Raw genomic sequence first — 24894 nt, forward strand, 5'->3', positions numbered from 1 at the left:
GAATAGCAATATTTCGTTGGAAAAACATTGCATATGGCAATCCTGACAGTTGTCTGCCGATAAGGCGTTTCCTTAACCTTTACTTAAAATGCCACGCCGCCAAGGGCGCTGCCGAATTAATCACGAAATATCGGCCCGGGGACTGCCGTTGCGCTGGCCGGGTGGTGTATGATTCCGCCGCTACCTTTAGGGAAAAATATATGGATTTTGTGCAATTCCTCGACATGATCGTGCATGTCGACAAGACGCTGGGTCTCTTGATCGAGCAGTACGGTACCCTCGTGTATGCGGTGCTGTTTGCCATTATTTTTTGCGAGACAGGCCTCGTGGTGCTGTTTTTCTTCCCTGGGGATACCTTATTGTTTATCGCCGGCGCGTTTTGCGCGACGGGACAGATGCACCTGGGCTTGCTGATAGCCTTGCTGGTGACGGCCGCCGTCACGGGCAACACGCTCAATTACTGGATAGGCGAGGCCATCGGGCAAAGGGTGTTTACTCACGATTACCGCTGGATCAACAAGGATGCCATGCGCCGCACGCATGAATTCTTTGAAAAGCACGGCGGCAAGACCATCATCCTGGCCCGTTTCGTGCCGGTGGTGCGCACCTTCGCGCCGTTCGTGGCCGGCATTTCCGACATGACGCATGCGCGCTTCCAGATGTACAACGTGACGGGCGCCCTGTTGTGGGTGGTCGGCCTGGTGACGGCCGGTTACTTCTTCGGCAATATCCCATGGATCCGCGACCACTTGACCTTGATCGTGCTGATCGGAGTCGGCGCCGCCGTCGTGCCCGTGGTGCTGGGCGGCATGTGGAAACTCTACAAGCGCATGGTCGGCAAGTCGGCGTAAGGCCGCATGGATCCGAGGCCAGCGCGCTGCGGCACAGCCCGCAGCCGGCCCCGGATCCCGTTTTTCGCTGTCTTGTTTCTGTTTTACTCCCGCCCTGATTCAAGTTTTGTTGCTTTCCAGCCGTAAACCAGAGGGTATTCTCACTTTCTGGATTTCCATGCGACATTTGAGCGCCCTGTTAGCTTGCAGCCTTGCCGCGATGGCGGCCATGGCAAGCGCCAAAGAGGCCCCCGCTTCGGCGAGCGCCGCTGCATCCGCGCCCATGTCGGCGTCGGCGCGTGCGGCCGCAATGAAAACCCTGACCGAATCGGTGAAGGGCAAGGAGGCCAAGGCGCCTGTCGTCGTCGCGCCGACGGCGCGCGAGAAGGAAGAAGCGGCCGAAGTCGACCTGTCCGAACGCATCGCGGCGCGCCTGGCGGAAATGCGCGCCACCCAGGCGGCCCGCGCCGCCGCCCGCGCCAAGCGCGCCGCCGTGGTGAAGGCCGCGCCGCCGCCACCGCCACCCGTGCCGCGCGGCACGCACTGGTCGTACGAGGGCGACAGCGGCCCGTCCAACTGGAGCAAGATCAATGTCGACTGGGCCAAGTGCGGCAATGGCAACCGCCAGTCGCCGATCGATATCCGCGATGGCATGAAGGTGGAGCTTGAGCAGATCAGCTTTGACTACCACCCGTCGTCGTTCAATGTGGTCGACAATGGCCACACGGTGCAGGTGGGCGTCAGCGGCGGCAATTACATCACGGTGCAGAACCGCATGTTCGAGCTGCAGCAATTCCATTTCCACCGGCCGTCCGAAGAGCGCATCAACGGCAAGGCCTTCGAGATGGTGGTGCACCTGGTGCACCGCGATGCCGAGGGCCGGCAAGCCGTGCTGGCGTTGCTGCTGGAGCGGGGCGCGCCGCAGGCGACCATCCAGACCGTGTGGAATAACCTGCCGCTGGAAAAATTCGAGACCATGCAGCCGACCATCCTGCTCGACCCGGCCGAGATGCTGCCGACGCGGCGCGATTACTACACCTACATGGGATCGATGACGGAGCCGCCTTGCAGCGAAGGCGTGTTGTGGATGGTGATGAAGCAGCCGGTGCAGGCTTCGCCGGCGCAGATGGCGCTGTTCAGCCGTTTGTATCCCTTGAATGCGCGCCCGATTCAGCCTGCCAACGGCCGCATCATCAAGGAGTCGAATTAAGAGCGCCTGAGCAAAGCCCATGGCGTTGTTACCCCGCCTCGTCGTACATGCGTACTGTCTTCGGCGAGGCGCCTAGCCCTGGACTTTTTCAGTCACTCTTATATAAATTCAAGGCGCTGGCGGCCGGTCCATTCGGCGCCGGCAGCCAGCAGGTCGGGCTGGATCAGGGCTGGCTCGATGCAGAGGAAGCGCTGGTACTCGTCGTCGGCCAGGTCGGACAGGGCGGCCGCGTCTTGCGCACCGGGATTCCACACGACGGCATCCGTAAAGCCCTGCTGTTCCAGGCGCAGGGTATGGCTGCCGGATTGCAGGCTCAAGGCGCCCGGCAATTGGTAGTAGATGCGGTCCAGCTTGTCCTCGAATTGCAGCACCTCTTCCGCCTGCAAGGCGTCTTGCGGCGTCTCGTCCGAATAGCGCACGCGCTGCAAGCCGCCAATGCGCGCCTCGCTCAATTGATCAATCGCAAAATAGCTGTGCAGGGCGGCCGAGAACGGAAACGCCTGTTCGCCCGTGTTGTGCACGGACAGGTGCAGTTCCAGCGATTGCGCCTTGACGGCCACGCGCAGGCGCAGGGTGAAGGCATAAGGCCAGGCGGCGGCGATCGCTTCCGGCAAGTCAGCCTGGGTCAGGACAAATTGCGCCCAGGCTGCGCCATCGGCGTCGCCCGTCGATTCCAGCTGCCATGTCGCCACGCGCGCAAAGCCGTGGCGCATGCCCGTGCCGCGCGCGCCGAACTGGGGGAAGATCACGGGCACGCCGCCACGGATGGCGCGGCTGCCATCGAGGCTCGATGCGCGGCTGCAGAACAGGCGCTCCTGGCCATTGCTGGTCCGCCACGAGACCAGGTGGCCGCCGTACAGGGTGACGGTCGCCTGCGCGCCGTCGGCGGCGCGGATGGTCACGGCCGGCAGCAGGCCAAAAGTGCTGTTGCTCATGCTAGGCTTTCATGTCAGGTCAGGCGGCTTTTCGCCAGCGGCGGATTCTTGGCAAAGTAATTCTTGATGCCCGTGACGATGGCGTCGGCCATCTGGTCCTGGTAGCCGTTGTCGGTCAGCTTGGCTTCTTCTTCCGGGTTCGAGATGAACGCCGTCTCGATCAGGATGGAGGGAATGTCGGGCGCCTTCAGCACGGCGAAGCCGGCCTGCTCGACGGAACCCTTGTGCAGGCGGTTGATTCCGCCGATTTCGCGCAGCACGGCCTTGCCCAGCTTCATGCTGTCATTGATCTGCGCCGTCGTCGACAGGTCGAGCAGCACGCTGGCCAGCTGCTTGTCGTGGTTCTTCACGTTGACGCCGCCGATCAGGTCGGCCTGGTTTTCCTTGTTGGCCAGCCAGCGCGCGGCCGTCGAGGTGGCGCCCTTTTCGGACAGCACGAACACGGACGAGCCACGCGCCGTCGGCTGGATGAAGGCGTCGGCGTGGATGGAGACGAACAGGTCGGCCTGCACCTTGCGCGCCTTTTCCACGCGCATGCCCAGCGGGACAAAGAAGTCGGCGTCGCGCGTGAGCATGACGCGCATGTTGGGCTGCAGTTCCAGCTTGGTCTTGAGGCGCTTGGCGATGGCCAGCACCACGTCTTTTTCGCGGCTGCCCCGGCTGCCCATGGCGCCCGGGTCTTCGCCGCCGTGGCCGGGATCGAGGGCGATGGTAATCATGCGCACCACTTTCTGCCCTGGCAGCGGACGCGCTTCGGGGCGCTGTTCCGGACGGACGTCGGGCACGGGCGGCACGATGGGCGCTACCTGCGGCACCACGGCGGCCACGGGCGGCTTGCCGCTCTCGGGCAGGGGCAGCGCGGGCGGCGGCGTATGCGTGTCGGCCATGGGCGGCTTGGCCGGGTCGCTCGACCAGTCGCCCTTTTCGATCATCTGCGCGATCAGGTCCGGCTCGCGCACGGGATACAGGTCGAAGATCAAACGGTGGTTATAGGAGCCGGCCGGCGGCAGGGTAAACAGCTGCGGCGTGACTTCCTCTTTCAGGTCGAACACCAGGCGCACGACGTTGGGCCGGTTCTGGCCCACGCGCACCTGCTTGATATACGGGTCGTTCGACTGGATCTTCGCCACCAGGCCCTTCAGGGTGGGATTGAGTTCCAGCCCTTCGATGTCGACCACCAGCCGTTCCGGGTCCTTGACGATGAAGTGGGTCGCCTTGAGGATGCTGTCGTTTTCCAGGGTGACGCGGGTATAGTCCTCTGCCGGCCAGACGCGCACGGCGAGAATTTGCGCCGCCATCGCCGACATGGGCGCGAACACGGACAACAGCAGGGTGCCGCCGGCCTTGAGCACCGTGCGCCGGGTGATGGGCGAGGAGATCAAAGGTTCGGGGCGAATTTGAGACGGTGAAGGCATAACAGACCCAATTCAGAAGACGCTTGCAATTCTACATCACGTCCTGTACCCGCAACGTTCAAATAAATATTCAGGTCCGCCGGCGGCAGCACCGGTTCGGCTTTCTCCGGCCATTCGACGATGCAGATATTGCGGCCGTCGAAGTCTTCGCGAAAACCGGCGTCGAGGAATTCCTCGGCGCTGCCCATGCGGTACAGGTCGAAGTGGATGACGTTGACGCTCTGGCCATCGAGCTGCACCGTGTACGGTTCGGACAAGGTGTAGGTGGGGCTTTTCACGTGTCCAGCATGGCCGGCCGCGTGCAGCAGGGCGCGCGTGAGGGCCGTCTTGCCGGCGCCCAGGTCGCCGTGCAGGTAGATCGCCAGGCCCGGCGCCAGCGCGCGCGCCAGCGCGGCGCCCAGCGCGGCGGTGCCGGCTTCGTCGTGGAGGTGGGCTTTGAAGTGTTCGGTCATTATCTTCGGTATCGCATAAAATGGAGGCTGCTGTCATTGTAACCGCCCGCGCGCCTGCCGTTTTCCGTAAAGTCCCCTATGTCCGCCACCGTCACCGATCTCGCCGCCTTGGCGCGCACCATTAAAGAATGGGGGCGCGAGCTGGGTTTTGCCGAGGTGCGCATCGCCGATGTGGACCTGTCGCACATGGAAGCGCCCTTGCAAGCCTGGCTCGATGCAGGGTATCACGGCGAAATGGATTACATGGCCAGCCACGGCATGAAGCGCGCCCGCCCGGCCGAACTGGTGCCGGGCACGGTGCGCGCCATCAGCGCGCGCATGAATTACCTGCCGCCGGCGCTGGGGCCCGACTGGCGCGAACGCGAGGCGGCGCGCGACGCCGATCCCGCGGCGGCCGTGATCTCCGTGTATGCGCGGGGCCGCGACTACCACAAGGTGATGCGTTCGCGCCTGCAGCAGCTGGCCGAGCGCATCAAGGGCGAAATCGGCGACTTCGGCTACCGCGTCTTCAGCGATTCGGCGCCCGTGATGGAAGTCGAGCTGGCGCAAAAAGGGGGCCTGGGCTGGCGCGGCAAGCACACCTTGCTGATCAACCGCCAGGGCGGCTCCTTCTTTTTCCTCGGCGAAATCCTCATCGACGTGCCGCTGCCGGTCGACCCGCCGGAAACGCCACGCTGCGGCCAGTGCTCGGCATGCATCACGGTGTGCCCCACGCAAGCCATCCTGGGGCCGCACAAGCTCGATGCGCGCCGCTGCATCTCCTACCTGACCATCGAATTGAAGGGTGCCATTCCCGTCGAGATGCGGCCTTTGATCGGCAACAAGGTGTACGGCTGCGACGATTGCCAGACCGTCTGCCCGTGGAACAAGTTCGCTCAGCGCGCCGTGGTGCCCGATTTCGACGAGCGCCACAGCCTGGGCAGCGCCGGCATGGTGGAGCTGTTCGCCTGGACGGAAGAAGAATTCAACCGCCGCATGGAAGGCAGCGCGATTCGCCGCATCGGCCACGAACGCTGGCTGCGCAACCTGGCCGTCGGCATGGGCAACGCGGCCGCCAAGGCCCGGGGCCAGGCCGACATCGTCGCGGCCCTGCTGTCGCGCCGCGAGCACCCGTCGGCCATCGTGCGGGAGCACGTCGAGTGGGCGCTGGCCTTGCACGGCGTCGTTTAACCCCCTCTCAAGCCTGCTTCAGGCGCAGCGCCGACCAGTTTGCGTCGATGGCGATCATTGCCACGCTGTCGAGTCCCATGGTTTGCGCAAAATTGCGGATATCGTCGCGGTGGATGTCGCTGCCCGCCTTCACGCCACCCTTGCGGTACGCCACCCAGACCGCGCCGCCGGGCGCCAGGCGCGCCTGCGCCACCGGCAGGAACCGTTCCAGTTCCGCGCGGCTGCGCGCGAACAGCACGATCCAGTCGGCGCTTTCTCCTTCACTCACCCGCCGCTCGGCCGGCAGCTGCGCCAGCAGGGCCGTATGCTCGCCGCCGTCATTGAGCACGGCCAGGGCTTTGGCATTTTTCACGTACATTTTTTCAGCGGCGGTTTTGTCAGGCATGGCAGGGACGTGTCGATTGAAGAAAGACCAGCATAACAAATTTCTCCTTGACTTATCGATATATCGTTATAAAATGACGATACCTGCTAACGATATATCTTTAAAGAGAAAACATGAGAAACTCACACCACGCAGAACACGGCCACGGCGGCCATCATCATCACCACCATCACGGCGAGTACCGTCACGACCACCGCCACGAGCACCGCGGCGAATACGCCATGCACGGCCGCGGTCCGCGCGGCTTCGACGAGCGCGGCGACGGCATGGGCCCTGGCGGCCCCGGTGGCAGGGGCGGGCGCGGCGAACGGGCCGAGCGCGTCTTCGGCCGCGGCGACCTGCCGCTGATCGTGCTGGCGCTGATCGAGATCAGCCCCCGCCACGGCTATGAAATCATCAAGGCCATCGAAGAGCGTTGCGGCGGCGCCTATGCCCCCAGCCCGGGCGCCGTGTATCCGACCCTGACCCTGCTGGAAGAGCAGGACCACGTGACGTCCTCCGAAAGCGCCAGCGGCAAAAAGCTCTACACGATTACGGACCTGGGCCGCGCTTACCTCGACGAGAACCGCGCCCAGGTCGATGGCATCCTGGCCCGCCTCGACATGTTTGCCCGCGTCCAGGCGCGCAACGCCTTGCCCGAGCGCGTGCGCCAGGCCATGCACACCCTCAAGCATGCGCTGTTGCTGAACAAGACCAGCTGGAGCGAAGCGGAAGCCGAGCGCGTCTCGGCCGTGCTGGAACAGGCGGCCAACGCCATCGTCGACGGCCACTGAGCCTACTTTACAAGGATAAGCCATGACTACTGCATCACCAGCAACACCACGCCCGCATGCCATCGAGCGCGTGCGGCATGACTTGAAACTGCGCGTGCTCACCGTCGTGCGCACCGAGCAGCTGACGCCGCACATGCGCCGCATCACGTTGGCCGGCGACGACCTGGACGGCTTTGTCTCGCCGGCGCACGACGACCACGTGAAACTGTTCTTCCCCGCTCCCGGCGAAGACAAACCCGTGTTTCCCGTGCTGGGCAATGGTTCGAATCCCATCCAGTACGCGGAAGGCGCGCGTCCCATCGCCCGCAACTACACGCCGCGCCGCTACGACGCCGCGCGGCGCGAGCTGGAAATCGACTTCGTGCTGCATGGCGACGGCCCCGCGGCCAGCTGGGCGGCGCAAGCTGCACCCGGCCAGACCCTGGGCGTGGGCGGACCGCGCGGCTCGATGCTGGTGCCGCTCGATTTCGACTGGTATGTGCTGGTGGGCGACCAGACGGCCTTGCCGGCCATTGCCCGCCGCCTGGAGCAGCTGCCGGCCACGGCGCGCGCGACGGCCGTGATCGAGATCGTCGAAAACGGCGAACAGATCGCGTTGGAGTGCGCGGCGCAGCTGGACGTGCGCTGGGTGGCGCGCCATGGCCGCAAGGGACCGCTGCTGCTGGAAGCGTTGGCGCAGGTCGCCTTGCCGCAGGATGGCGATGGCTATGTGTGGGTGGCGTGCGAGCATGCGCAGGTGCAGGGCTTGCGCGGGCATTTCATCGACGCCGGGGTGCCGAAGCAGCATCTGCACGTGGCCAGCTACTGGAAGCATGGCGTGGAAGAGCACCATGAGCATCACGAAGACTGATTAGATACTTGAAACCTCGATCCGGGGTCTGACCCCGGATTTCAGTCTACTTCAACAACCCCGCAAGCTCCACCGCCGTCTTGACCTGCATCTTGTCGAAGATATGCGCGCGGTGGACTTCCACGGTGCGCATGCTGATGCCCAGTTTGTCGGCCACCACCTTGTTCATCTTCCCCGCCAGAATCAGGTCCAGCACTTCGCGTTCGCGCGTCGACAGGGTGGCCAGGCGCGCGTGCACGGCGGCCAGTTCGCCTGCCTGGCGCGAGTTGGCCAGGCCCTGCTGTACGCGGTCCATCAGGTCGTTGTCGTTGAACGGCTTTTCAAAGAAATCGAAGGCGCCCCGTTTCAGGCTGTCGACGGCCATCGGCACGTCGCCGTGGCCGGTGAGGAAAATCACGGGCAGGCGCGCCGTCAGGTCGCGCTTGACCAGCTGGTCGAACAGGGCGATGCCGTTCATGTCGGGCATGCGCACGTCGAGCAGCACGCAGTCGCCGGCGGCGTCGAAACTGCCGTCCAGGCTATCGAGGAATTGCTGGGCGCTGGCGTAGTTGCGCGCCTCGATGCTGCGCGAGGCGGCCAGCCAGGACAGGGAGTCGCGTACGACCTCTTCGTCGTCAATGATGTGCAGCATGGTGTCTCCGGATTGTCGTTATGCGTTATTCGTTAAGGCGAGTGCGGCGCGCGCGGCGCGGCCGGCACGCTGAATGTAAAGATCGTACCGCCAGCGGGGTTGGCGCCGAAGGTCAGCGCGCCGCCGTGAAATTCGATGGCGGTGCGGCAGATGTTCAGGCCCATACCCATGCCTTCGGACTTGGTCGAGAAAAACGGCGAAAACAGCCGCTCGGCCACTTCCTGCGGGATGCCATGTCCATGGTCGATCACGTCCACCGTCACCATGCCTTGCTGCGCATCGTGGCTGGCCCGCAGGCGCATGATACGCCGTCCCGGCGCCGCATCCTGCATGGCCTCGATGGCGTTGCGCGTCAGGTTCAGCAGCACTTGCTCGATCATCACGGGATCGGCACGCAGCAGCGGCAGGTCCGGCGGCAGCTCTTCCTGGATGGTGACATAGTATTTGCGCGCCTGCAGGTCGATCAGCGCGCGGATGCCGTCGATCAGGGTGCGGATGGCGATATCCTGGCGCTGCGGCTCGCTCTTGCGCACGAAATCGTGCACGCTGCGGATGATCTGGCCGGCCCGCTGCGCCTGCGCGCTGGCCTGTTCCAGTGCCGGCTTCAGGGTGCCCGGATCGACGGGGGCGTCATGCTCGATGGCGCGGCGGATCAGGTTCAGCGCGCCCGTCGTGTAGCTGGAAATGGCCGCCAGCGGCTGATTTAATTCATGCGCCAGCATCGACGCCAGCTCGCCCATGGTGGCCAGGCGCGAGCTCGTTTGCAGCTTTTCCTGCTGCTGGCGATTCAATTCCTCGACCCGCTTGCGGTCCGAGATGTCGAGTACGGAACCCATCCAGCCCGTCTGCTGGCCGTTCTTGTCCACCAGCGGGGCCTCGAAGATCAGCACGGGCACGCGCGTGCCGTCCGGGCGCTGGAAATAGGTCTCGAACTGCGGCGTGGGATTGCCGGCCAGCGCCTTGACGAAGCGCTGCTGATATTCCTCCAGCGCCTCGGGCACCCAGTAGGGCATGGGGGGCAGGCGCCCCAGGATTTCCTCGGGCGGATAGCCGACGATCTGGCAAAACGCGGGATTGACGTACGTGACTCTCCCTTCCAGGTCGCGCGCGCGCATGCCCGTCACCAGCGAGTTTTCCATCGCCGTGCGAAACAGCATCTGCTGGCGCAGCGCGCCTTCGGCCACCAGGCGGCGCGAAATATGCCGCCACAGGGCCAGCAGACTCCATAATAAACCCAGCGACAGGGCGATGACGGAGCCGACCAGCAGATTGGGCAGCAGCTTGGGCTGGCTTTTCACGCTGTCGGTAAACAGGGTGATGGTGGCGCCGGGCACGTCGAGCGCGCGCTTGTGCGTGTACACGCCGTGGCCGGGACCGGCGGCGGCGCGCCGCGCCAGCACCTTGTCGTCGCGGTCGATCAGCGAAATCTGGTTATCCTGCGCAAACCACCACGGCACCATTTCATCGAGCAGGCTGCTGATCTGGTAGGTGGCCACCAGGCTGCCGACATAGCGCTGGCCGTCGAACAGGGGCTGGTGGTAATCCATCAGCATGGCGCCGGGCGGAGCGTCGGGAAAGCCGCTCTGCTGCGAAGGCTGGGCATATTGGCCCCGGTGCAGGCGGCGCGCATTGTCGGCCGCCGTCAGCGAGGCTGGCGAAAACGACAACGCATGCGGCAGGCTGTTGTCGCTGGTAGCCAGCACCTTGCCGCTGGTGTCGAGCCACAGCACGCGCTGCAATTCGCGGCCATTGCGCAGCATCTGCTGCAGCCGTTCGTGCACTTTTTCCGCGCCCAGCGAGGCGCTGGCGATGTCCACGCCCAGGTTGAACAGGCTTTCCTCGTTGCGCGCCAGCTGGAAGCGGATGGTTTGCTCGACCCACAGGGTGTCGGCGATCAGCTGCTCCTGGCGTTCGTTGCTTTCCATCTGGCGCGCCTGCCAGGGCAGCCAGAACAGGATGGACAGGAACAGCAGCAGCAGGATGACGGGCAGCAGCCAGCGCATCGGGCTCGATAGCTTGAAGCGGCGCGCAAAGGTGGGGGAAGTCGGCATGGCTGGCAGGGTAGCGGCTTATCGGGAGCCGGCTATTGTGGTTAACCACAATAGCCGGAGTAGTTTCTTTGGCACAATATCCAAGTAGACAAAAAATAAAGTTTTTTAAAAAACCACTCAGGAGACAAAAATGCAACTGCCGCCAATGAAAACCCTGTTCGTCGCGCTGTGCGCCGCCATCGGCGCCACCGCCGGCGTCCACGCCTACGCGCAAGCGCCCATCGTCATCAAATTCAGCCACGTCGTGGCCACCGATACGCCGAAAGGCCAGGCCGCCGAGCGCTTCAAGCAGCTGGCCGAGAAAGCCACGAATGGCAAGGTCAAGGTCGAACTCTACCCGAACAGCCAGCTGTACAAGGACAAGGAAGAACTCGAAGCCCTGCAGCTGGGCGCCGTGCAGATGCTGGCGCCGTCGCTGGCCAAGTTCGGCCCCCTGGGCGTAAAGGAATTCGAAGCGTTCGACCTGCCCTACATCTTCCCCACCAAGACGGCGCTGTACAACGTCACCGAAGGCGAAATCGGCAAGAGCCTGCTGAAGAAACTGGAACCCAAGGGTATCACGGGCCTGGCCTACTGGGATAACGGCTTCAAGGTGATGTCGGCCAACAAGCCGCTGCATACGCCGGCCGATTTCAAGGGCCTGAAAATGCGCATCCAGTCGTCCAAGGTGCTCGACGCGCAGATGCGCGCGCTAGGCGCCAACCCGCAGGTGCTGGCCTTCTCGGAAGTGTATCAGGCGCTGCAGACGGGCGTGGTCGACGGTACGGAAAATCCGCCATCGAATATGTACACGCAAAAGATGCATGAAGTGCAAAAGCACGTGACCGTGTCGAACCACGGTTACCTGGGCTATGCCGTCATCGTCAACAAGAAATTCTGGGATGGCTTGCCGCCCGAAATCCGCGGCCAGCTGGAAAAAGCCATGCGCGAGGCGACCACGTTTGAAAAAGCCATCGCCCAGCGCGACAATGACCAGGCCCTCGACGCCATCAAGAAGGCGGGCAGGACGCAGATCTATACCCTGACGGTGCAGGAGCAGGCCGAGTGGCGCAAGGCGCTGGCGCCCGTGCAGAAGGCCATGGAAGCGCGCATCGGCAAAGATCTGATCTCGGCCATCAACAAGGAAAGCGCGAAGTAAGCCGCAGGCTGTAGCGCGCCGCGCCGCCTGGCGCGGCAGGCAGGGCACCCTGCCAGTCCGTTTGAACGACTCCTGCGCGTCCTGCGCGGGAGTGCGTGTACCCGCATTCTTTGAAAGTCCACCATGAAATTTCTGGATCACCTGGAAGAGTGGCTGATCGCGTCCCTGATGGGCGCCGCCACCTTCATCATCTTCGTCGCGGTCGTGCACCGCTACCTGGCCGGCTTGCCTATCCCCGGCCTGCAAGACTTCCTGATTCAAATCAATACCAGCTGGGCCCAGGAACTGTGCATCTACATGTTCGTCTGGATGGCCAAGTTCGGCGCCGCGTACGGCGTGCGCACGGGCATCCACGTGGGCGTCGACGTCTTGATCAACCGCATGAATCCCCGCTGGCGCGACCGTTTCATCGTCTTCGGCCTGGGGGCCGGCGCCCTGTTTACGGGCATCGTGGGCACCCTGGGCGCCAGCTTCGTGTGGTCGATCGGCCACACGGACCAGACGTCGGCCGACATGGAAGTGCCGATGTGGCTGGTTTACCTGGCCGTCCCGCTGGGTTCCTACCTGATGTGCTTCCGCTTCCTGCAGGTGATGGTGCATTTCATCAAGACGGGCGCCTTGCCGAAACACGACCATTCGCATGTCGAGGGGCTGGAAGACGAATTGACGGCTGAAGAAAAAGGAGCCAAGGCATGAACGCGCTGATCATCTTTGTATTGCTGCTGGCGCTGATGCTGACCGGCATGCCCATTTCCATTTCGCTGGGCCTGACGGTACTGACGTTCCTGTTTACCATGACCAGCGTGCCCATCGAATCGGTGGCCCTGAAGATTTTCACGGGCATCGAAAAATTCGAAATCATGGCCATCCCGTTCTTCATTTTGGCGGGCAACTTCCTCACGCATGGCGGGGTGGCGCGGCGCATGATCAACTTCGCCAGCTCCATGGTGGGCCACTGGCATGGCGGCCTGGCGCTGGCCGGCGTGATGGCGTGCGCGCTGTTTGCCGCCGTCTCCGGTTCCAGCCCCGCCACCGTCGTGGCGATCGGTTCCATCATCCTGCCGGCCATGGTCAAGCAGGGCTATCCGCGCGGTTTCGGCGCCGGCGTCATCACCACCTCGGGCGCCCTGGGCATCTTGATACCGCCATCGATCGTGATGGTGATGTATTCCGTCAGCACCAACACGTCCGTTGGCAAACTGTTCATGGCGGGTGTGATTCCCGGCATGATGCTGGCCATGCTGCTGGGCCTGACCACGTGGTTCTTGGCGCGCAAGCACAATTATCCGCGCATGCAGAAGGCCAGCTGGGGCGAGCGCTTCGTGACGTTCAAGAAAAGCGCCTGGGGCTTGTTGCTGATCGTCATCGTCATGGGCGGCATCTATTCGGGCGCCTTCACGCCGACGGAAGCGGCCGCCATGGCCGCCGTGTACGCCTTCATCATCGCCGTCTTCGTCTACAAGGACTTGAAGATCAAGCAAGTGGGCAAGGTCTTGCTCGATTCGGCCGCCATGTCGGCGATGCTGTTGTACATCATCACGAATGCCGTGCTGTTCTCGTTCCTGATGACCAGCGAAAACATCCCGCAAGCGATGGCTGAATGGATTACGGGCAAGGGCCTGGGCGTGATCAGCTTCTTGTTGGTGGTCAACGTGCTGCTGTTGTTGGCTGGTAACGTCATGGAACCGTCGTCCATCGTGCTGATCATGGCGCCGATTCTGTTCCCCGTGGCCATGAAGCTGGGCATCGACCCTGTGCACTTCGGCATCTTGATCGTGGTCAACATGGAAGTGGGCATGTGCCATCCGCCCGTGGGCCTGAACCTGTACGTGGCGTCCGGCATCACGAAGATGGGCATCTCGGAGCTGACCGTGGCCGTGATGCCGTGGCTGCTGACGATGCTGGGCTTCCTCGTGCTGATTACCTACGTACCACAAATCTCGCTGTGGTTGCCAAATTTAATTTACAACTAAAACAGTTGTCCCCGTCATGGTGCAAAAAAAGTCGATCCGGCCGAATAAATGCGCTATGATGGGCAGCCTTAAGGGGAAACACGTATATGCATATGCGCCCTGGTAGCAAGGCTGAAATACAGAATTGGTAACAAGGTTAGTGGGGGAGTGGTCTATAAAAACGGTATTGATACCGGGGATATATTGAGGAGACACACGTTTCACAGAAGTTGTTGAGTCATAGCTGTCTGCGGCCATAAGCCGGCACCGGCGGACCCAAACGACCGGGAACGTGAAGCAATATTTGAAGCGCACCGACTGGTGCGCTTTTTTTTCGTGCGGGGGAAACGTCCGCCGGCACGCCCAAAGTCGGTGCATAATCACCGGGGCGCAGCCAGATGCGCCGGCAGGTTGTATATATGCCACACTTGAACTTTGATCAGCAGATGAAAAAACAACAGGGCAGTGAACTGTTCAGCGCCATCGTGGCCGCGCCGTTCGGCGCCATGGGCGTGCGCGCGCAGGATGGCCAGTTATGCGAACTGGTGTATTTGCCGCCGCACTTCGCGGAAAAAGATGCGCAGGATGCCGTCTCCGAGCGGGCGTGCCGGCAACTGGCGCGCTATTTCCTTGATCCCGATTATGTCTTCGACCTGCCGCTGGCAGACGCGGGCAGCGCCTACCAGCAGCGCGTATGGGCGGCGATTGCCGGCATTCCGCGCGGCCAGGTGCGCACGTACGGCGATGTGGCGCGCCTGATCGGCTCGGCCCCGCGCGCCGTGGGCCAGGCTTGCGGCGCCAACTGGTTTCCCGTGGTGATCCCCTGCCACCGGGTCACGGCCGCGGGCGGCCTGGGCGGCTTTGCCCACCACGACGATGCGACAGGCTTCCACCTGGGCGTCAAGCGCTGGCTGCTGGCGCATGAAGGTGTCGAGGGCATGGGATGGTCCAAACGATGATGAACAGCCTGCTGGCGCCCGACAACACGACCCTGATCGATGAATTTTGCGACAGCCTGTGGCTGGAGGACGGCCTGTCGAAGAACTCGCTCGATGCCTACCGGCGCGACATGCGCCTGTTCGCGCGCTGGCTGGAAGTGGCGCGGCCCGGGCGCGAGGGCCTGTACGAAGTATCCACGGCCGATATCGACGCGTATTTCGCGGCCCGCCACGACGAGAGCAAGGCGACCTCGTCGAACCGGCGCTTGTCCGTGCTCAAGCGCTTTTACCAGCTGGCCTTGCGGCACAAGCATATCGCGGCCGATCCGTGCCTGAAGATGGTCTCGGCCAAGCAGCCGGCGCGCTTCGTGCACACCTTGAGTGAAGCGCAAGTGGAAGCCTTGCTGGCGGCGCCCGACGTCAGCACGCCGCTGGGCCTGCGCGAACGCACGATGCTGGAGCTCATGTATGCGAGCGGCTTGCGCGTGTCGGAGCTGGTGGACTTGAAATCGGTGGAACTGAGCCTGAACGATGGCGTGCTGCGCATCACGGGCAAGGGCAGCAAGACGCGCCTGGTGCCGTTCGGCGAGCAGGCGCGGCTGTGGATCGAGCGCTACCTGAAGGAAGCGCGCGGCGTCATCCTCGATGGCCAGATGGACGATGCGCTGTTCGTCACGCGGCGCGGCGGCGCCATGACGCGGCAAATGTTCTGGGTCATCATCAAGAAACACGCGCTGAGCGCCGGCATCACGGCACCGCTGTCGCCGCACACCTTGCGCCATGCGTTCGCCACGCATTTGCTCAACCATGGCGCGGACTTGCGTGTTGTGCAATTGTTACTGGGGCACTCCGATATTTCCACCACGCAGATTTACACGCATGTGGCCCGCGAACGGCTGAAACTGCTGCATGCGCAGCATCATCCGCGCGGCTAAAAATTTTGTATTTGCTCCAACTGCGTCATAATGTGCCCTATGTGCTTATCTGTAACAATAAAAAACTAAAGAGGTAGTAAATGGCCAAGACAAATTTCCAATACGAAAAACGGCAAAAAGAGCTGGAAAAGAAGAAGAAAGCCGAGGAAAAAGCCAGACGCAAGCTGGAAGCGAAGAACAATCCGAAACCGGCCGATGGCAGCGAAGGCGATGAGCCGGAAGCGGACGACGCCGACGTCGACGCAGATCCGGCCGCCGAAGGCGACGCACCCGCCCAGCCCCAGTAACTCCCCGTTCCTGACGACCGGTGCGGCATCGCCGCGCCGGTATCCCCTCGTTCTCCCTTCCCCCGCTACAAGCGTGGCCGCTGGCCAAGCGCCAGTTGCAGCTGCGTGCTGGCCATGGCCGCATCGGCGCGCGCCTGCACATAGCCCTGGTACGCCTCATCGGCCGAGCGCTGCGCCGCCAGCCATTCCAGCAGCGAGGCATTGCCGCTGAAGTAAGACAGGCGCATGCCGTCGACCACCTTTTGCGCATCAACCAGCACGCCGTCGCGGTAGCGCGCCAGCCTGTCCTGCGCCGCATGCAGCTGCCGCTGCGCCGTGCGCACTTGCGTCTCCGCCTGTAATTCGGCCTGGCGCAGGGCCAGCATCGCTTGCGTGACCCCCGCTTCGGCCTGCACCACGTCGCCCTTGTCACGCCGCGACAGGGGAATCGGGATGGCCAGCGAGATGGACAGCGCACGGGAGCGGGGCGCGCCATCGACGGGATTGCCGCTGGCGTCGATGCCGTCATGGTAGCCGCGCGCGGCGGTCAGGCCCACGGTCACGGTCGGATCGACGGCGCGGTTGGCGCGCACCAGCGCCGCGCCATCGCGCAGGTTGTCCAAGGTGGCGCGGGCGATGCGCACGTCGTTGCGGGCCTCGAGCGCCTGCGGCACCAGCACGCCGGCGTCGCCGCCCTCGTACGCGGCGAAGTCGCACGCCAGCTGTGCCTGCGGAAACAGGCCATCGAACTGGCGCCCCAGCGGCGGCGACAGGGCCAGCATGGCGCTATCTGCCTCGCTGCGCGCCTGCGCCAGGTCGGCCTGGAACTGGTCGCGTTCCACGCGCGACTGCAGCAGCTCGATGCCGCCCACGTCGCCCGCCTTGCGCCGCACGGTATTCGCTTCGACTACCTTCGACAGGGCCGCCATGGTCTGTTCCTTGCGCGCGAGGACCTCGCGCGTGCGGCACGCTTCCGTGAACGCGGCGGCAGCCGTGCCATACAGTTCGCTCCTGAAACCGGCCACTGTTTCCTCTGCCAGCGCGACATTGCTGTGCGCCGCCTTCAAGCGCGCGGCGCGCTTGCCGCCCGTCTCGATGGCCATGCTGATGGCCGGATTCCACGTGACGGGACGGTGTTCGACGCTGCGCACGGTTTCGCGCGTGGCGCCCAGCGTGAATTCCGGGTCGGGACGCAGGCCGGCGATGCCGATGCCGGCCTTCGCCGACGTGATGCCTTCCTGCTGCGCCTGCAATTCCAGGCTGTGGCTTTCCACGGCGGACAGATAGGTTTCAAAGCTCAAGGGTGTGGCAATGGCGCATGGAGCAATCAGCCAGGCCGCCAGCAGTACATTAAAACGTGTCATGGGTCTCTCCTTCGGTGTTGATCCGGCGTTGTTGCAGGTGCGCCTCGATCAGGTAATACAGGGCCGGCAACAGCAGCAAGGTCAGTGCGGTCGCCGTCACCAGGCCGCCCACCACCACGGTAGCCAGCGGGCGTTGCACGTCGCTGCCCAGGCCCGTCGCCAGCATGGCCGGTGTCAGCCCCAGGGCGGCCACCGTGGCCGTCATCAGCACGGGACGCATGCGGTCGCGCGCGCCTTCCAGCACGGCATCGCGCAAGCTTTTTCCCTCGTCGCTGCGCAAGCGGTTGATCTGCGCCAGCATCAGGACGGCATTCAGGACGGCCACGCCGAACAGGGCGATGAAGCCGACGGCGCTCGACACGTTCAAGGTCATGCCGCGCAGGTGCAGCGCGGCCAGGCCACCGAGCATGGCCAGCGGCACGGCCAGCAAGACCAGCGCGGGCTGGCGCAGGTTGCGGAACTGGCCAAACAGCAGCAGGAACATGGCGCCCAGGGTCATCGGCAGGATCAGCGCCAGGCGGCCTTGCGCGCGCTGCAGGTTTTCGAACTGGCCGCCCCATTCGACGCTGATGCGCTGGTGCTCGTCGGCCACGGCTTGCGCCACCAGCGGGCGCGCCTCGGCCAGGAAGCTCGCCAGGTCGCGCCCGCGGGCATTCAGGCGCACGATGATGTGGCGCCGTCCCATTTCGCGCACGATCACGCTTTCACCCGAGGTGGTGCTGATGGTGGCCACTTGCGCCAGCGGAATCCTCGCGCCGTTGGCGGCGTTGAGCTTCAAGTTGGCGATGGCGTCCGGGCTGGAACGCGTGGCCGGCGGGAAGCGCACGGCGATGTCGTAGCTTTTCTCGCCCACGTACACCTGGCCGATGGGCGCGCCGCCGATGCCGGTGGCGATCAGGTCGGCCACGTCGGCCGCGTTGATGCCGTAGCGGGCCGCCTTTGCCCTGTCCAGTTCCACCTTCAGGTTGGGCAGCGGCGGCTCCACGTCCACCGCCACGTCGGAGGCGCCAGGGATAGTCTTCAGGACATTTGCCACCTTGCCGGCGATGCCGCGTACTTCGTCGAGGTCGTTGCCGAAGATTTTCACCGTCAGGTCGCTGTGCGCGCCCGACAATTTATCTTGCACGCCGTCGATCATCGGCTGCATGAAAGCCACCGTGACACCGGGCATGCTGGCGAAACGCGCGTTCATTTTGGCGATCAACTGCTGCTTGCTCATGCCCGACTTCCAGCTCTTGTACGGATGCAGGCCTACGCTCGCTTCGATGTGCGACGGCGTCCAGTAATCGGTGCCGTCATCGTTGCGCCCCGTCTGCGTGACGATGGTCGACACTTCGGGAAACTCCAGCGCGGCGCGCCGCAGTTCGCTGGCCATCTCGGAGGCCTTGTCCAGGGTGATCCCGGGCGGCATCTGTACCTGCAACCACAAGGAGCCTTCATCGAGGTAGGGCAGGAAATCGCGCCCGATGCTGCCGCCCAGCAGCGCCAGGCACGCCAGCGAGGCGGCGCACACCATCGCCACCCAGCGCTTCTTGCCCACCATGCGTTCGAGGAAACGCCCGTACGCGCCCGCCAGCTTGTCCAGCGCGCGGTTATGGAAGGTGCGGCGCGGCTTGCGCAAGGCCAGCCAGGCCAGGCCCGGGATCAGCACCAGCGCCACCACCAGCGCGCCCACCAGCGCCGCGCCCACCGCATACGCCATCGGCGAAAACAGCTTGTATTCGATGCGCTGGAAGGCGAACAGGGGTAAATAAGCGGCGATGATGACGGCCATGCCGAACATGATGGGGCGCGCCACCTGCAGGGTCGCATCGATGGCGTCCTGCAGGGTGAGGGGCCGTTCCTGTTCCCGTTCGCGGCGGCGCAGCATGTTTTCCAGCACCACCACGGAACCGTCGACGAGGATGCCGAAGTCGATGGCGCCCAGCGACAGCAGGTTGGCGGGAATTTTAAAATGGTGCATGAAGATGAAGGCGATCAGCAGGGCCAGCGGAATCGTCAGCGCGACGATGGCGGCCGCGCGCGGGCTGCCCAGGAACAGCAGCAGCACCAGGGCGACGAGCAGCATGCCTTCGCCCAGGGTAAAGCCCACTGTGTGCAGGGTGGCGTCGATCAGCGAGCTGCGGTCCAGGTAGGGCACGACCTTGACGTCCTTCGGCAGCAGATTGGCATTCAGGTCGTCCACGGCCGCATGGATGCCCGCCAGCGCTTCGGACGGATTGAAGTCCTTCAGCAGCAGGGTGATGCCTTCGATGGTGTCGGGATTGTCATCCTTGCCCAGGATGCCGCGCCGCTCCACGTTGCCGTAGGCGAGCTTGCCCAGGTCCTTCACCAGCACGGGCACGCCATCCTTGCTGCTGACGACGACGTTGCCCATGTCATCGAGCGAATGCAGCAAGCCTACGCCGCGCACCACGTACGATTGCTGGCCGCGGTCGATGACGCTGCCGCCGCCGCTGATGTTGTTGGCGTTGATGGCGTCCTTGACCTGCGCCAGCGAGAAGCCGTAGCTGTCGAGTTTTGCGGGGTCGAGTTCCAGCATGAACTGCGTCGTGAGTCCGCCGAAATTGCTCACATCGGCCACGCCGCGCACCTGCTGCAGGCGCGGGATCACGGTCCAGAACTGCAGCTCGGACAGTTCGCGCAGGCTGCGGCTTTTCGATTCCAAGGTGTAGCGGTAGATCTCGCCCGTGGGCGAGGTATAGGGATCGAGTCCCGGCTTGGCGTCATACGGCAGGTTGACGCTGGCGAGGCGTTCCTGCAGCCGCTCGCGCGTGAAGTAGCCGTCGCTGCCATCCTCGAACACCACCGTGATCAGCGACAGGGCGAACAGACTGCGCGTGCGCAGCACGTGCATGCCTGGCGTGCCGAGCAGGGCGCGTTCGAGCGGAATGGTGATCTGCTGCTCGATTTCCTCGGCGCCCAGGCCCGGCACCTGCGTGACGATTTGCGAGGTGACGTCGGCGATGTCGGGATACGCCTCGATGGGCAGCTGCTTCCAGCAGTAGACGCCGTAGGCGGCGACGAACAGCAGTACCAGCCAGACGATGCCGCGCCGCTGGCAGCAGGTGGCGATGAAACGGTCAATCATTGAGCAGCACTCCTTCCTTGACGACGATGCGTTCGCCCGCCTTCAGGCCGGAGACGATTTCCACCTGGTCGCCATGGCTGGCGCCCACTTCCACCGCGCGCGGTGAGAACACCAGCGCGCTGCGTTCGACCATCACGCGCGTCGAGGGCCCGCTTTGCAGCAGGGCGGACGCGGGCACGAGGAGGGCGCGGCGGCTGGCGCCGGCGAACCCCGCGTGGGCGAACATGCCGGGCTTGAAGGCGCCGCTGCGGTTGTCGATGGCCACGCGCACCTTCACCGTGCGCGTCTCGGGGTCGAGCACGGCGCCCACATACGCGACCTTGCCTTCGAAAGCCTTGCCGGGCCAGGCGTCGACGGTGATGCTGGTCGTTTGTCCCACGGCCACCTGCGCCAGGTCCCTCTCGGCCACGTTGGCCGACAGCCACACGGTGGACAGGTCGGCCACCGTCATGACGGGCGCGTTGATATCGTTCCAGTAGCCGCCCTGGGCGCCTTCCATGGCGATCACGGTGCCGGCGATCGGCGAACGCAGCACATAGTCGCGGCGCGACCCGCGCGCGCCGGCGCCGTACTGCGCCAGCTTGTCGGCACTGGCCTGGGCGTCGCTGCCGGCCTGCGCAAAAGTGGCCTGCGCCGCCTCGTACTCCTTGCGCGCTGCGATTTCCGCCTCGAACAGGGTTTTCTGGCGTTCCAGTTCCTGGCGTGCCTGCAGCAGGGCGGATTTCGCTTTGCTGTCGTCCGCGTAGGCGGCGCTCAGTTCCGCCGAGTCCAGGGTGAACAGCGGGTCGCCCGCCTTCACGCTGTCGCCCAGGGCGCGCTGCAAGCGCGTGATGCGCCCGGCCAGGGGCGGCGTGATCTTCACCAGCTTTTCCGGCATGGCTTCGATGCTGCCCGGCGCTTCGGTCTGCGTGGCGATGTCCTGTTCCAGCACGGCGGCGATCTGCAGGCGCTGGCGCAGCGGCGACATCTTGTCGACGGCGATGCTGCCGTCGTCCAGATGCATCGCTTGGACGGGCGGCGTGGCTGCCGCCGTCGGCTTGGCGCAGCCGGCCAGGGCCGAGCAGGCGAGAGCGAGGGCGCAGCTGGCGCCCAGGGCGTTGCGGGTGGTCGTGTTCATCCCGTGTTTCCTTGTTATTGATGGTGAGGGGGCATGCGTGGATGCCGTGCCCAGGCGGGCGGTCAGAGGGGGCGCAGGTAGCGTGACAAGAGCAGCGTCACTACAGCGCCGGGAAAGCATAGCAATGTGGTCCTGAAGAAGCGCCCAAGAACGCCTGAATCATTCTTCAGGTTCCGTGCGCGCACGGTGCGGCGCGGTAAAATGCCAGCATGGAAAACACGGCGCAATGCGAAAGGCAGGCATGAGAATCCTCCTGGTGGAAGACGACCGCAAGGCGGCGCGCCTGCTGGCGCGCGGCTTGCAGGAAGAAGGCTTTGTCGTCGACGTGGCGCACAGCGCGGAAGAAGGCGAGGACGAAAGCTACGCCGTCGACTACGACGCAATCGTGCTGGACTGGATGTTGCCTGGCAAGCAGGGCATCGATTTTTGCCGCGACTTGCGCGCGCGCGGCATCCAGACGCCCGTGCTGATGCTCACGGCGCGCGACGCCACGGCCGACCGGGTGGCGGGCCTGAACACGGGCGCCGACGATTACCTGACCAAGCCGTTCGAATTCGAGGAGCTGCTGGCGCGCATCCGCGCCTTGCTGCGCCGCTCCGACATCAGCCGCCCGCTGGTGCTGGCGCTGGCCGACCTGACGCTCGATCCCGTCAGCCACCAGGCGACGCGGGCCGGCACGCCGCTGGTGCTCACGCCCAAGGAGTATGCGATCCTGCTGATCCTGCTGCGCCAGGCGGGCGAAGTGGTCAGCCGCGCGCGCCTGGCTGAGCAGATTTGGCAGGCGGACCTGATCGGCATCGATAACCTGATCGATGTCCACGTGCGCAACCTGCGGGGGAAAGTGGATGCGCCGGGCTTGCCGGCCTTGATCCACACGGTGCGCGGACGCGGCTTCCGCCTGGCGGAAAACAACGGTGGCTAGCTTTCGCAAGCGCCTGCTGCTGGTACACCTGGCCGTCATCCTCGCCATCGTCGCCTGTACGGCGCTGGCTGGCTACTGGGGGCTGTCGCGCGCCGTGCACGGCCAGCTCGATGCGGCCCTGCTGGCGCTGGCCGAGACGGAAATGGCCATGCTGCCCGCCGCGCCGCGCCAGCCCGTGCAGGTGCACGAGGTGGCGCCGGGCCAGGCGCCGCCGTCATTGACGCGGCTCGACCGCCTGGTGCAGATCATCGATGGCGAAGGCCGCGTGCTGGCGCGCAGCCGCAACCTGGAGGCAGCGCAATTGCCGGCGCCACCGGCCTTGCTGGCGCGCCTGGCGGCCGGCGAGACCATTTTCGAGACCCTGCCGAAGTTCGGCGAAGAGCCGCTGCGCATGGTCTCGATTCCCGTGCCTTCATCCGGCGCGCGCCTGGCGGTGCAGGTGGCCGGTTCGCTCGACGACACCAATCACGTGCTGGCCGCGGCCACCGTGCTGTTTGGCGGCATGGCGCTGGCCTTGCTGGCGGCCGTGGGCCTGGCCGGCGAAATGCTCACGCGCCGCGTGCTGGGCGCCATCGACGACGTGGTGGATCAGGCGCATTCGATCGGCGAAGCCAGTTTGCACCAGCGCCTGCCCCATCCCGGTACGCAAGACGAGATCGGCCGCTTGGTCGATACCCTGAACGCCATGCTGGACCGCCTGGAACATGGCTACGATGCGCAGCGCCGCTTCACGGCCGACGCTTCGCACGAATTGCGCTCGCCCCTGTCGCGCCTGCGCACGGAAATCGAAATCACCCTGCGCCGCCCGCGCGAGTCGCCCGAATATGTCGATGCGCTGGCCTCCTGCCTCGATGAAGTGCAGCGCCTGACGACCCTGGTGGAAGAGCTCTTGATGCTCACGCGCCTGGACGTGGGCCAGGAGCGCAATGCGGTGGAAACCATCGAACTCAATCCGCTCGTACGGGCGGCGGCGCAGCGTCTGGAAAAGGCGGCAGCGCAGCGCGGCATCCGCATCGTCTTCGATGCAAGTGCAGACGTGCAGGCCAGGGTGGCGGCCGGCCCGGTCGACCTGGTGCTGGCCAACCTGCTCGACAACGCCGTGAAGTTTTCGCCGTCCGGCAGCGTCATCAGCGTGCACGTGGCGCGCGACGGCGGCGACGCGCTCGTTGGCGTGAGCGATGCAGGACCGGGCATCGGCGTGGAAGACTTGCCGCACCTGTTCGAGCGGTTTTACAGGGGCGCCCAGGCGCGTGCGGGCGAGGCGCCCGGTTTCGGCCTGGGCCTGGCCCTGTCGCAAGCCATCGTGCATGCATACGGCGGCAGCATCGAGGCGCAGAACCGCCCGCAAGGCGGCGCGCTGTTCCTCATGCGCCTGCCCGCTTCAGATTGAAGGCGCGACGCCTTCCCAGCGCACTTGCCGCACTTGCGGCCAGGCGCCCGCGCGGTTGACGAAGCGCACCAGCACGGCGCGCTGCACGGCCTGGCACAGCACCGTGGCGATCAGCTGCACCACCTGCCTGGCTGCGTCCCAGCTGCGCAGCATTTGCGACGGCGCCAAGCCCGCGCCCTTGAGTTCGGCCAGCAGCAGGCGCACGACGTGGTCGGCCTGCGCCGCGGGGCAGGTGACGGTCAGGCGGTAGGTGGCGACGGCCGGACCGCGCTGGACAAACCAATGGAAGAATTTTTTCATCATCACACTCCCCGTTCGGCGACAAATTCCGCGTTGTTCACCAGCGCCCAGCGCACGGCCGAGACGCTGCCTTCCAGGCTGACCTGGCTGACGATCTGTTCCAGCAACCCCAGGCTGGACAGGGGCGTGAGCAGGTCGGCCCGCACTTCGATGCGTCCGGCGTGCGCGGCATCCTCGCTGTGCAAGGATTGCAGCATCAGGGCCGGCATGCCGCTGATCATGCGCAGCATCAGGTTGCGCACGAGGATTTCCTGCTCCGCCTCGCACACGGCCGTCACGCGGTAGATGCTTTCCGTCTCGATGCCCGCTTCGCCGCCGTGCGCGTTGATGCGTTGCGCCAGGTGGCGCAGCACGAGGTTGGCCACCAGGACAAATCCCGTGCCGATGGCCGCTTCCAGCGCGAACCCCAGGCCGCACAGGATGCCGATGGCGGCCGAGCACCACAGGGTGGCGGCCGTGTTCAAGCCGCGCACCGTCATGCCTTCGCGCATGATGACGCCGGCGCCCAGGAAGCCGATGCCGGAGACCACCTGCGCGGCGATGCGCATATGGCCGGCGCTATCGCCTTCGAGCACGGAAACCATCACGAACAGCGAGGCGCCGACGGAGACCAGCGCGTTCGTGCGCAGGCCCGCCATGCGCTGGCGCAGCTGGCGTTCGGCGCCGATCATGGCGCCCAGGGTCAATGCCGCGGCAACGCGCAGCGCAAAGTCAAATACCACCATCAGTTTCTCCCGGCTGGGGAGGAACAGGCGAGTGCAGGGGCGAAGACAATTCGC

General features: G+C 64.7%; 25 protein-coding genes. 13 read left to right on the forward strand and 12 right to left on the reverse strand.

Features of this window, described 5'->3' with window-relative positions:
- Positions 1-200 precede the first annotated feature (200 nt).
- Positions 201-851, forward strand: coding sequence for a VTT domain-containing protein (locus O3301_RS05800; protein WP_071075583.1), 651 nt, complete (start codon positions 201-203; stop codon positions 849-851).
- A 99-nt stretch (positions 852-950) separates the two neighbouring features.
- On the opposite strand, the gene O3301_RS05805 is transcribed toward O3301_RS05800, so the two are convergent.
- Complete coding sequence (locus tag O3301_RS05805) at positions 951-1172, reverse strand: hypothetical protein (protein WP_305055850.1); 222 nt, start codon at positions 1170-1172, stop codon at positions 951-953.
- On the opposite strand from O3301_RS05805, the gene O3301_RS05810 reads away from it, so the two are divergent.
- A complete protein-coding gene (locus O3301_RS05810; protein ID WP_305055851.1) occupies positions 1141-2040 on the forward strand; it encodes a carbonic anhydrase in 900 nt (299 codons plus the stop codon). The genes O3301_RS05805 and O3301_RS05810 overlap by 32 nt on opposite strands.
- A gap of 98 nt (positions 2041-2138) precedes the next feature.
- Here the strand turns inward: O3301_RS05810 and O3301_RS05815 are convergent, their stop codons facing one another.
- Genes O3301_RS05815 through tsaE form a run of 3 tightly spaced genes read right to left on the reverse strand, consistent with a single transcriptional unit; the run spans position 2139 to position 4842 of the window.
- The gene (locus O3301_RS05815) at positions 2139-2975 is read right to left on the reverse strand and encodes a D-hexose-6-phosphate mutarotase (protein WP_305055852.1); all 837 of its coding nucleotides are present in this window, start codon (positions 2973-2975) and stop codon (positions 2139-2141) included.
- A 14-nt stretch (positions 2976-2989) separates the two neighbouring features.
- Entirely contained in the window at positions 2990-4390 is a 1401-nt protein-coding gene (locus tag O3301_RS05820; RefSeq protein WP_289917192.1) for an N-acetylmuramoyl-L-alanine amidase, read from the reverse strand.
- A complete protein-coding gene (gene tsaE, locus O3301_RS05825) occupies positions 4354-4842 on the reverse strand; it encodes a tRNA (adenosine(37)-N6)-threonylcarbamoyltransferase complex ATPase subunit type 1 TsaE (RefSeq protein WP_305055853.1) in 489 nt (162 codons plus the stop codon). The genes O3301_RS05820 and tsaE overlap by 37 nt, the downstream gene beginning before the upstream one ends.
- Before the next feature lie 78 nt (positions 4843-4920).
- Between tsaE and queG the strand changes: the two genes are divergently transcribed.
- Positions 4921-6012: a tRNA epoxyqueuosine(34) reductase QueG gene (gene queG / locus O3301_RS05830; RefSeq protein WP_099666599.1), complete on the forward strand. Its 1092-nt coding sequence runs from the start codon at positions 4921-4923 to the stop codon at positions 6010-6012.
- A 7-nt stretch (positions 6013-6019) separates the two neighbouring features.
- Here queG and O3301_RS05835 read toward each other — a convergent pair whose 3' ends face one another.
- On the reverse strand, positions 6020-6364 hold the full coding sequence (locus O3301_RS05835) for a DUF3052 family protein (protein WP_289898872.1): 345 nt from the start codon (positions 6362-6364) through the stop codon (positions 6020-6022).
- Positions 6365-6510: 146 nt separating this feature from the next.
- Here O3301_RS05835 and O3301_RS05840 point away from each other — a divergent pair, with 146 nt between their 5' ends.
- Both O3301_RS05840 and O3301_RS05845 read left to right on the forward strand, forming a co-directional pair.
- The gene (locus O3301_RS05840; protein ID WP_305055854.1) at positions 6511-7170 is read left to right on the forward strand and encodes a PadR family transcriptional regulator; all 660 of its coding nucleotides are present in this window, start codon (positions 6511-6513) and stop codon (positions 7168-7170) included.
- Between the two features lie 22 nt (positions 7171-7192).
- The gene (locus O3301_RS05845; protein WP_305055855.1) at positions 7193-8020 is read left to right on the forward strand and encodes a siderophore-interacting protein; all 828 of its coding nucleotides are present in this window, start codon (positions 7193-7195) and stop codon (positions 8018-8020) included.
- Positions 8021-8066: 46 nt separating this feature from the next.
- Here the strand turns inward: O3301_RS05845 and O3301_RS05850 are convergent, their stop codons facing one another.
- Positions 8067-8651, reverse strand: a complete 585-nt coding sequence (locus tag O3301_RS05850) for a response regulator transcription factor (RefSeq protein ID WP_034780029.1) — start codon at positions 8649-8651, stop codon at positions 8067-8069.
- A 32-nt stretch (positions 8652-8683) separates the two neighbouring features.
- The gene (locus O3301_RS05855; protein ID WP_305055856.1) at positions 8684-10702 is read right to left on the reverse strand and encodes a PAS domain S-box protein; all 2019 of its coding nucleotides are present in this window, start codon (positions 10700-10702) and stop codon (positions 8684-8686) included.
- A gap of 145 nt (positions 10703-10847) precedes the next feature.
- On the opposite strand from O3301_RS05855, the gene O3301_RS05860 reads away from it, so the two are divergent.
- The 6 genes from O3301_RS05860 to O3301_RS05885 all read left to right on the forward strand — a co-directional run bounded on the left by O3301_RS05860 (position 10848) and on the right by O3301_RS05885 (position 15952).
- A complete protein-coding gene (locus O3301_RS05860; RefSeq protein WP_251351784.1) occupies positions 10848-11840 on the forward strand; it encodes a TRAP transporter substrate-binding protein in 993 nt (330 codons plus the stop codon).
- Positions 11841-11963: 123 nt separating this feature from the next.
- Complete coding sequence (locus tag O3301_RS05865; RefSeq protein ID WP_099666604.1) at positions 11964-12536, forward strand: TRAP transporter small permease; 573 nt, start codon at positions 11964-11966, stop codon at positions 12534-12536.
- Positions 12533-13813 carry a TRAP transporter large permease gene (locus O3301_RS05870; RefSeq protein ID WP_099666605.1) on the forward strand — a complete coding sequence of 427 codons (1281 nt, stop codon included), beginning with the start codon at positions 12533-12535 and terminating at the stop codon, positions 13811-13813. The genes O3301_RS05865 and O3301_RS05870 overlap by 4 nt, the downstream gene beginning before the upstream one ends.
- Before the next feature lie 425 nt (positions 13814-14238).
- Entirely contained in the window at positions 14239-14751 is a 513-nt protein-coding gene (locus O3301_RS05875; RefSeq protein WP_305055857.1) for a methylated-DNA--[protein]-cysteine S-methyltransferase, read from the forward strand.
- Positions 14748-15665, forward strand: a complete 918-nt coding sequence (gene xerD, locus O3301_RS05880) for a site-specific tyrosine recombinase XerD (RefSeq protein ID WP_305053104.1) — start codon at positions 14748-14750, stop codon at positions 15663-15665. The genes O3301_RS05875 and xerD overlap by 4 nt, the downstream gene beginning before the upstream one ends.
- Positions 15666-15745: 80 nt before the next feature.
- On the forward strand, positions 15746-15952 hold the full coding sequence (locus O3301_RS05885; protein ID WP_102296696.1) for a hypothetical protein: 207 nt from the start codon (positions 15746-15748) through the stop codon (positions 15950-15952).
- A gap of 65 nt (positions 15953-16017) precedes the next feature.
- Here O3301_RS05885 and O3301_RS05890 read toward each other — a convergent pair whose 3' ends face one another.
- From O3301_RS05890 to O3301_RS05900, 3 genes are read right to left on the reverse strand one after another with little or no spacing between them, the layout of a single operon-like run.
- Positions 16018-17295: a TolC family protein gene (locus O3301_RS05890; RefSeq protein WP_305055858.1), complete on the reverse strand. Its 1278-nt coding sequence runs from the start codon at positions 17293-17295 to the stop codon at positions 16018-16020.
- Positions 17282-20386 carry an efflux RND transporter permease subunit gene (locus tag O3301_RS05895; protein WP_305055859.1) on the reverse strand — a complete coding sequence of 1035 codons (3105 nt, stop codon included), beginning with the start codon at positions 20384-20386 and terminating at the stop codon, positions 17282-17284. The genes O3301_RS05890 and O3301_RS05895 overlap by 14 nt, the downstream gene beginning before the upstream one ends.
- Positions 20379-21503, reverse strand: a complete 1125-nt coding sequence (locus tag O3301_RS05900; RefSeq protein WP_305055860.1) for an efflux RND transporter periplasmic adaptor subunit — start codon at positions 21501-21503, stop codon at positions 20379-20381. Before O3301_RS05900 ends, O3301_RS05895 begins: the two co-directional genes overlap by 8 nt.
- Before the next feature lie 241 nt (positions 21504-21744).
- Here O3301_RS05900 and O3301_RS05905 point away from each other — a divergent pair, with 241 nt between their 5' ends.
- A complete protein-coding gene (locus O3301_RS05905; protein WP_305055861.1) occupies positions 21745-22425 on the forward strand; it encodes a response regulator transcription factor in 681 nt (226 codons plus the stop codon).
- Positions 22418-23815: a cell wall metabolism sensor histidine kinase WalK gene (locus tag O3301_RS05910; RefSeq protein WP_305055862.1), complete on the forward strand. Its 1398-nt coding sequence runs from the start codon at positions 22418-22420 to the stop codon at positions 23813-23815. Before O3301_RS05905 ends, O3301_RS05910 begins: the two co-directional genes overlap by 8 nt.
- On the opposite strand, the gene O3301_RS05915 is transcribed toward O3301_RS05910, so the two are convergent.
- Positions 23807-24118 carry a hypothetical protein gene (locus O3301_RS05915; RefSeq protein WP_289917173.1) on the reverse strand — a complete coding sequence of 104 codons (312 nt, stop codon included), beginning with the start codon at positions 24116-24118 and terminating at the stop codon, positions 23807-23809. The two genes, O3301_RS05910 and O3301_RS05915, sit on opposite strands and share 9 nt — an antisense overlap.
- Positions 24118-24840 carry an MgtC/SapB family protein gene (locus O3301_RS05920; RefSeq protein ID WP_251351757.1) on the reverse strand — a complete coding sequence of 241 codons (723 nt, stop codon included), beginning with the start codon at positions 24838-24840 and terminating at the stop codon, positions 24118-24120. The genes O3301_RS05915 and O3301_RS05920 overlap by 1 nt, the downstream gene beginning before the upstream one ends.
- Positions 24841-24894 lie beyond the last annotated feature (54 nt).

Origin of the sequence: Janthinobacterium sp. SUN211 (genome assembly GCF_030587315.1) — a bacterium.
Lineage (GTDB): Bacteria > Pseudomonadota > Gammaproteobacteria > Burkholderiales > Burkholderiaceae_D > Janthinobacterium > Janthinobacterium kumbetense.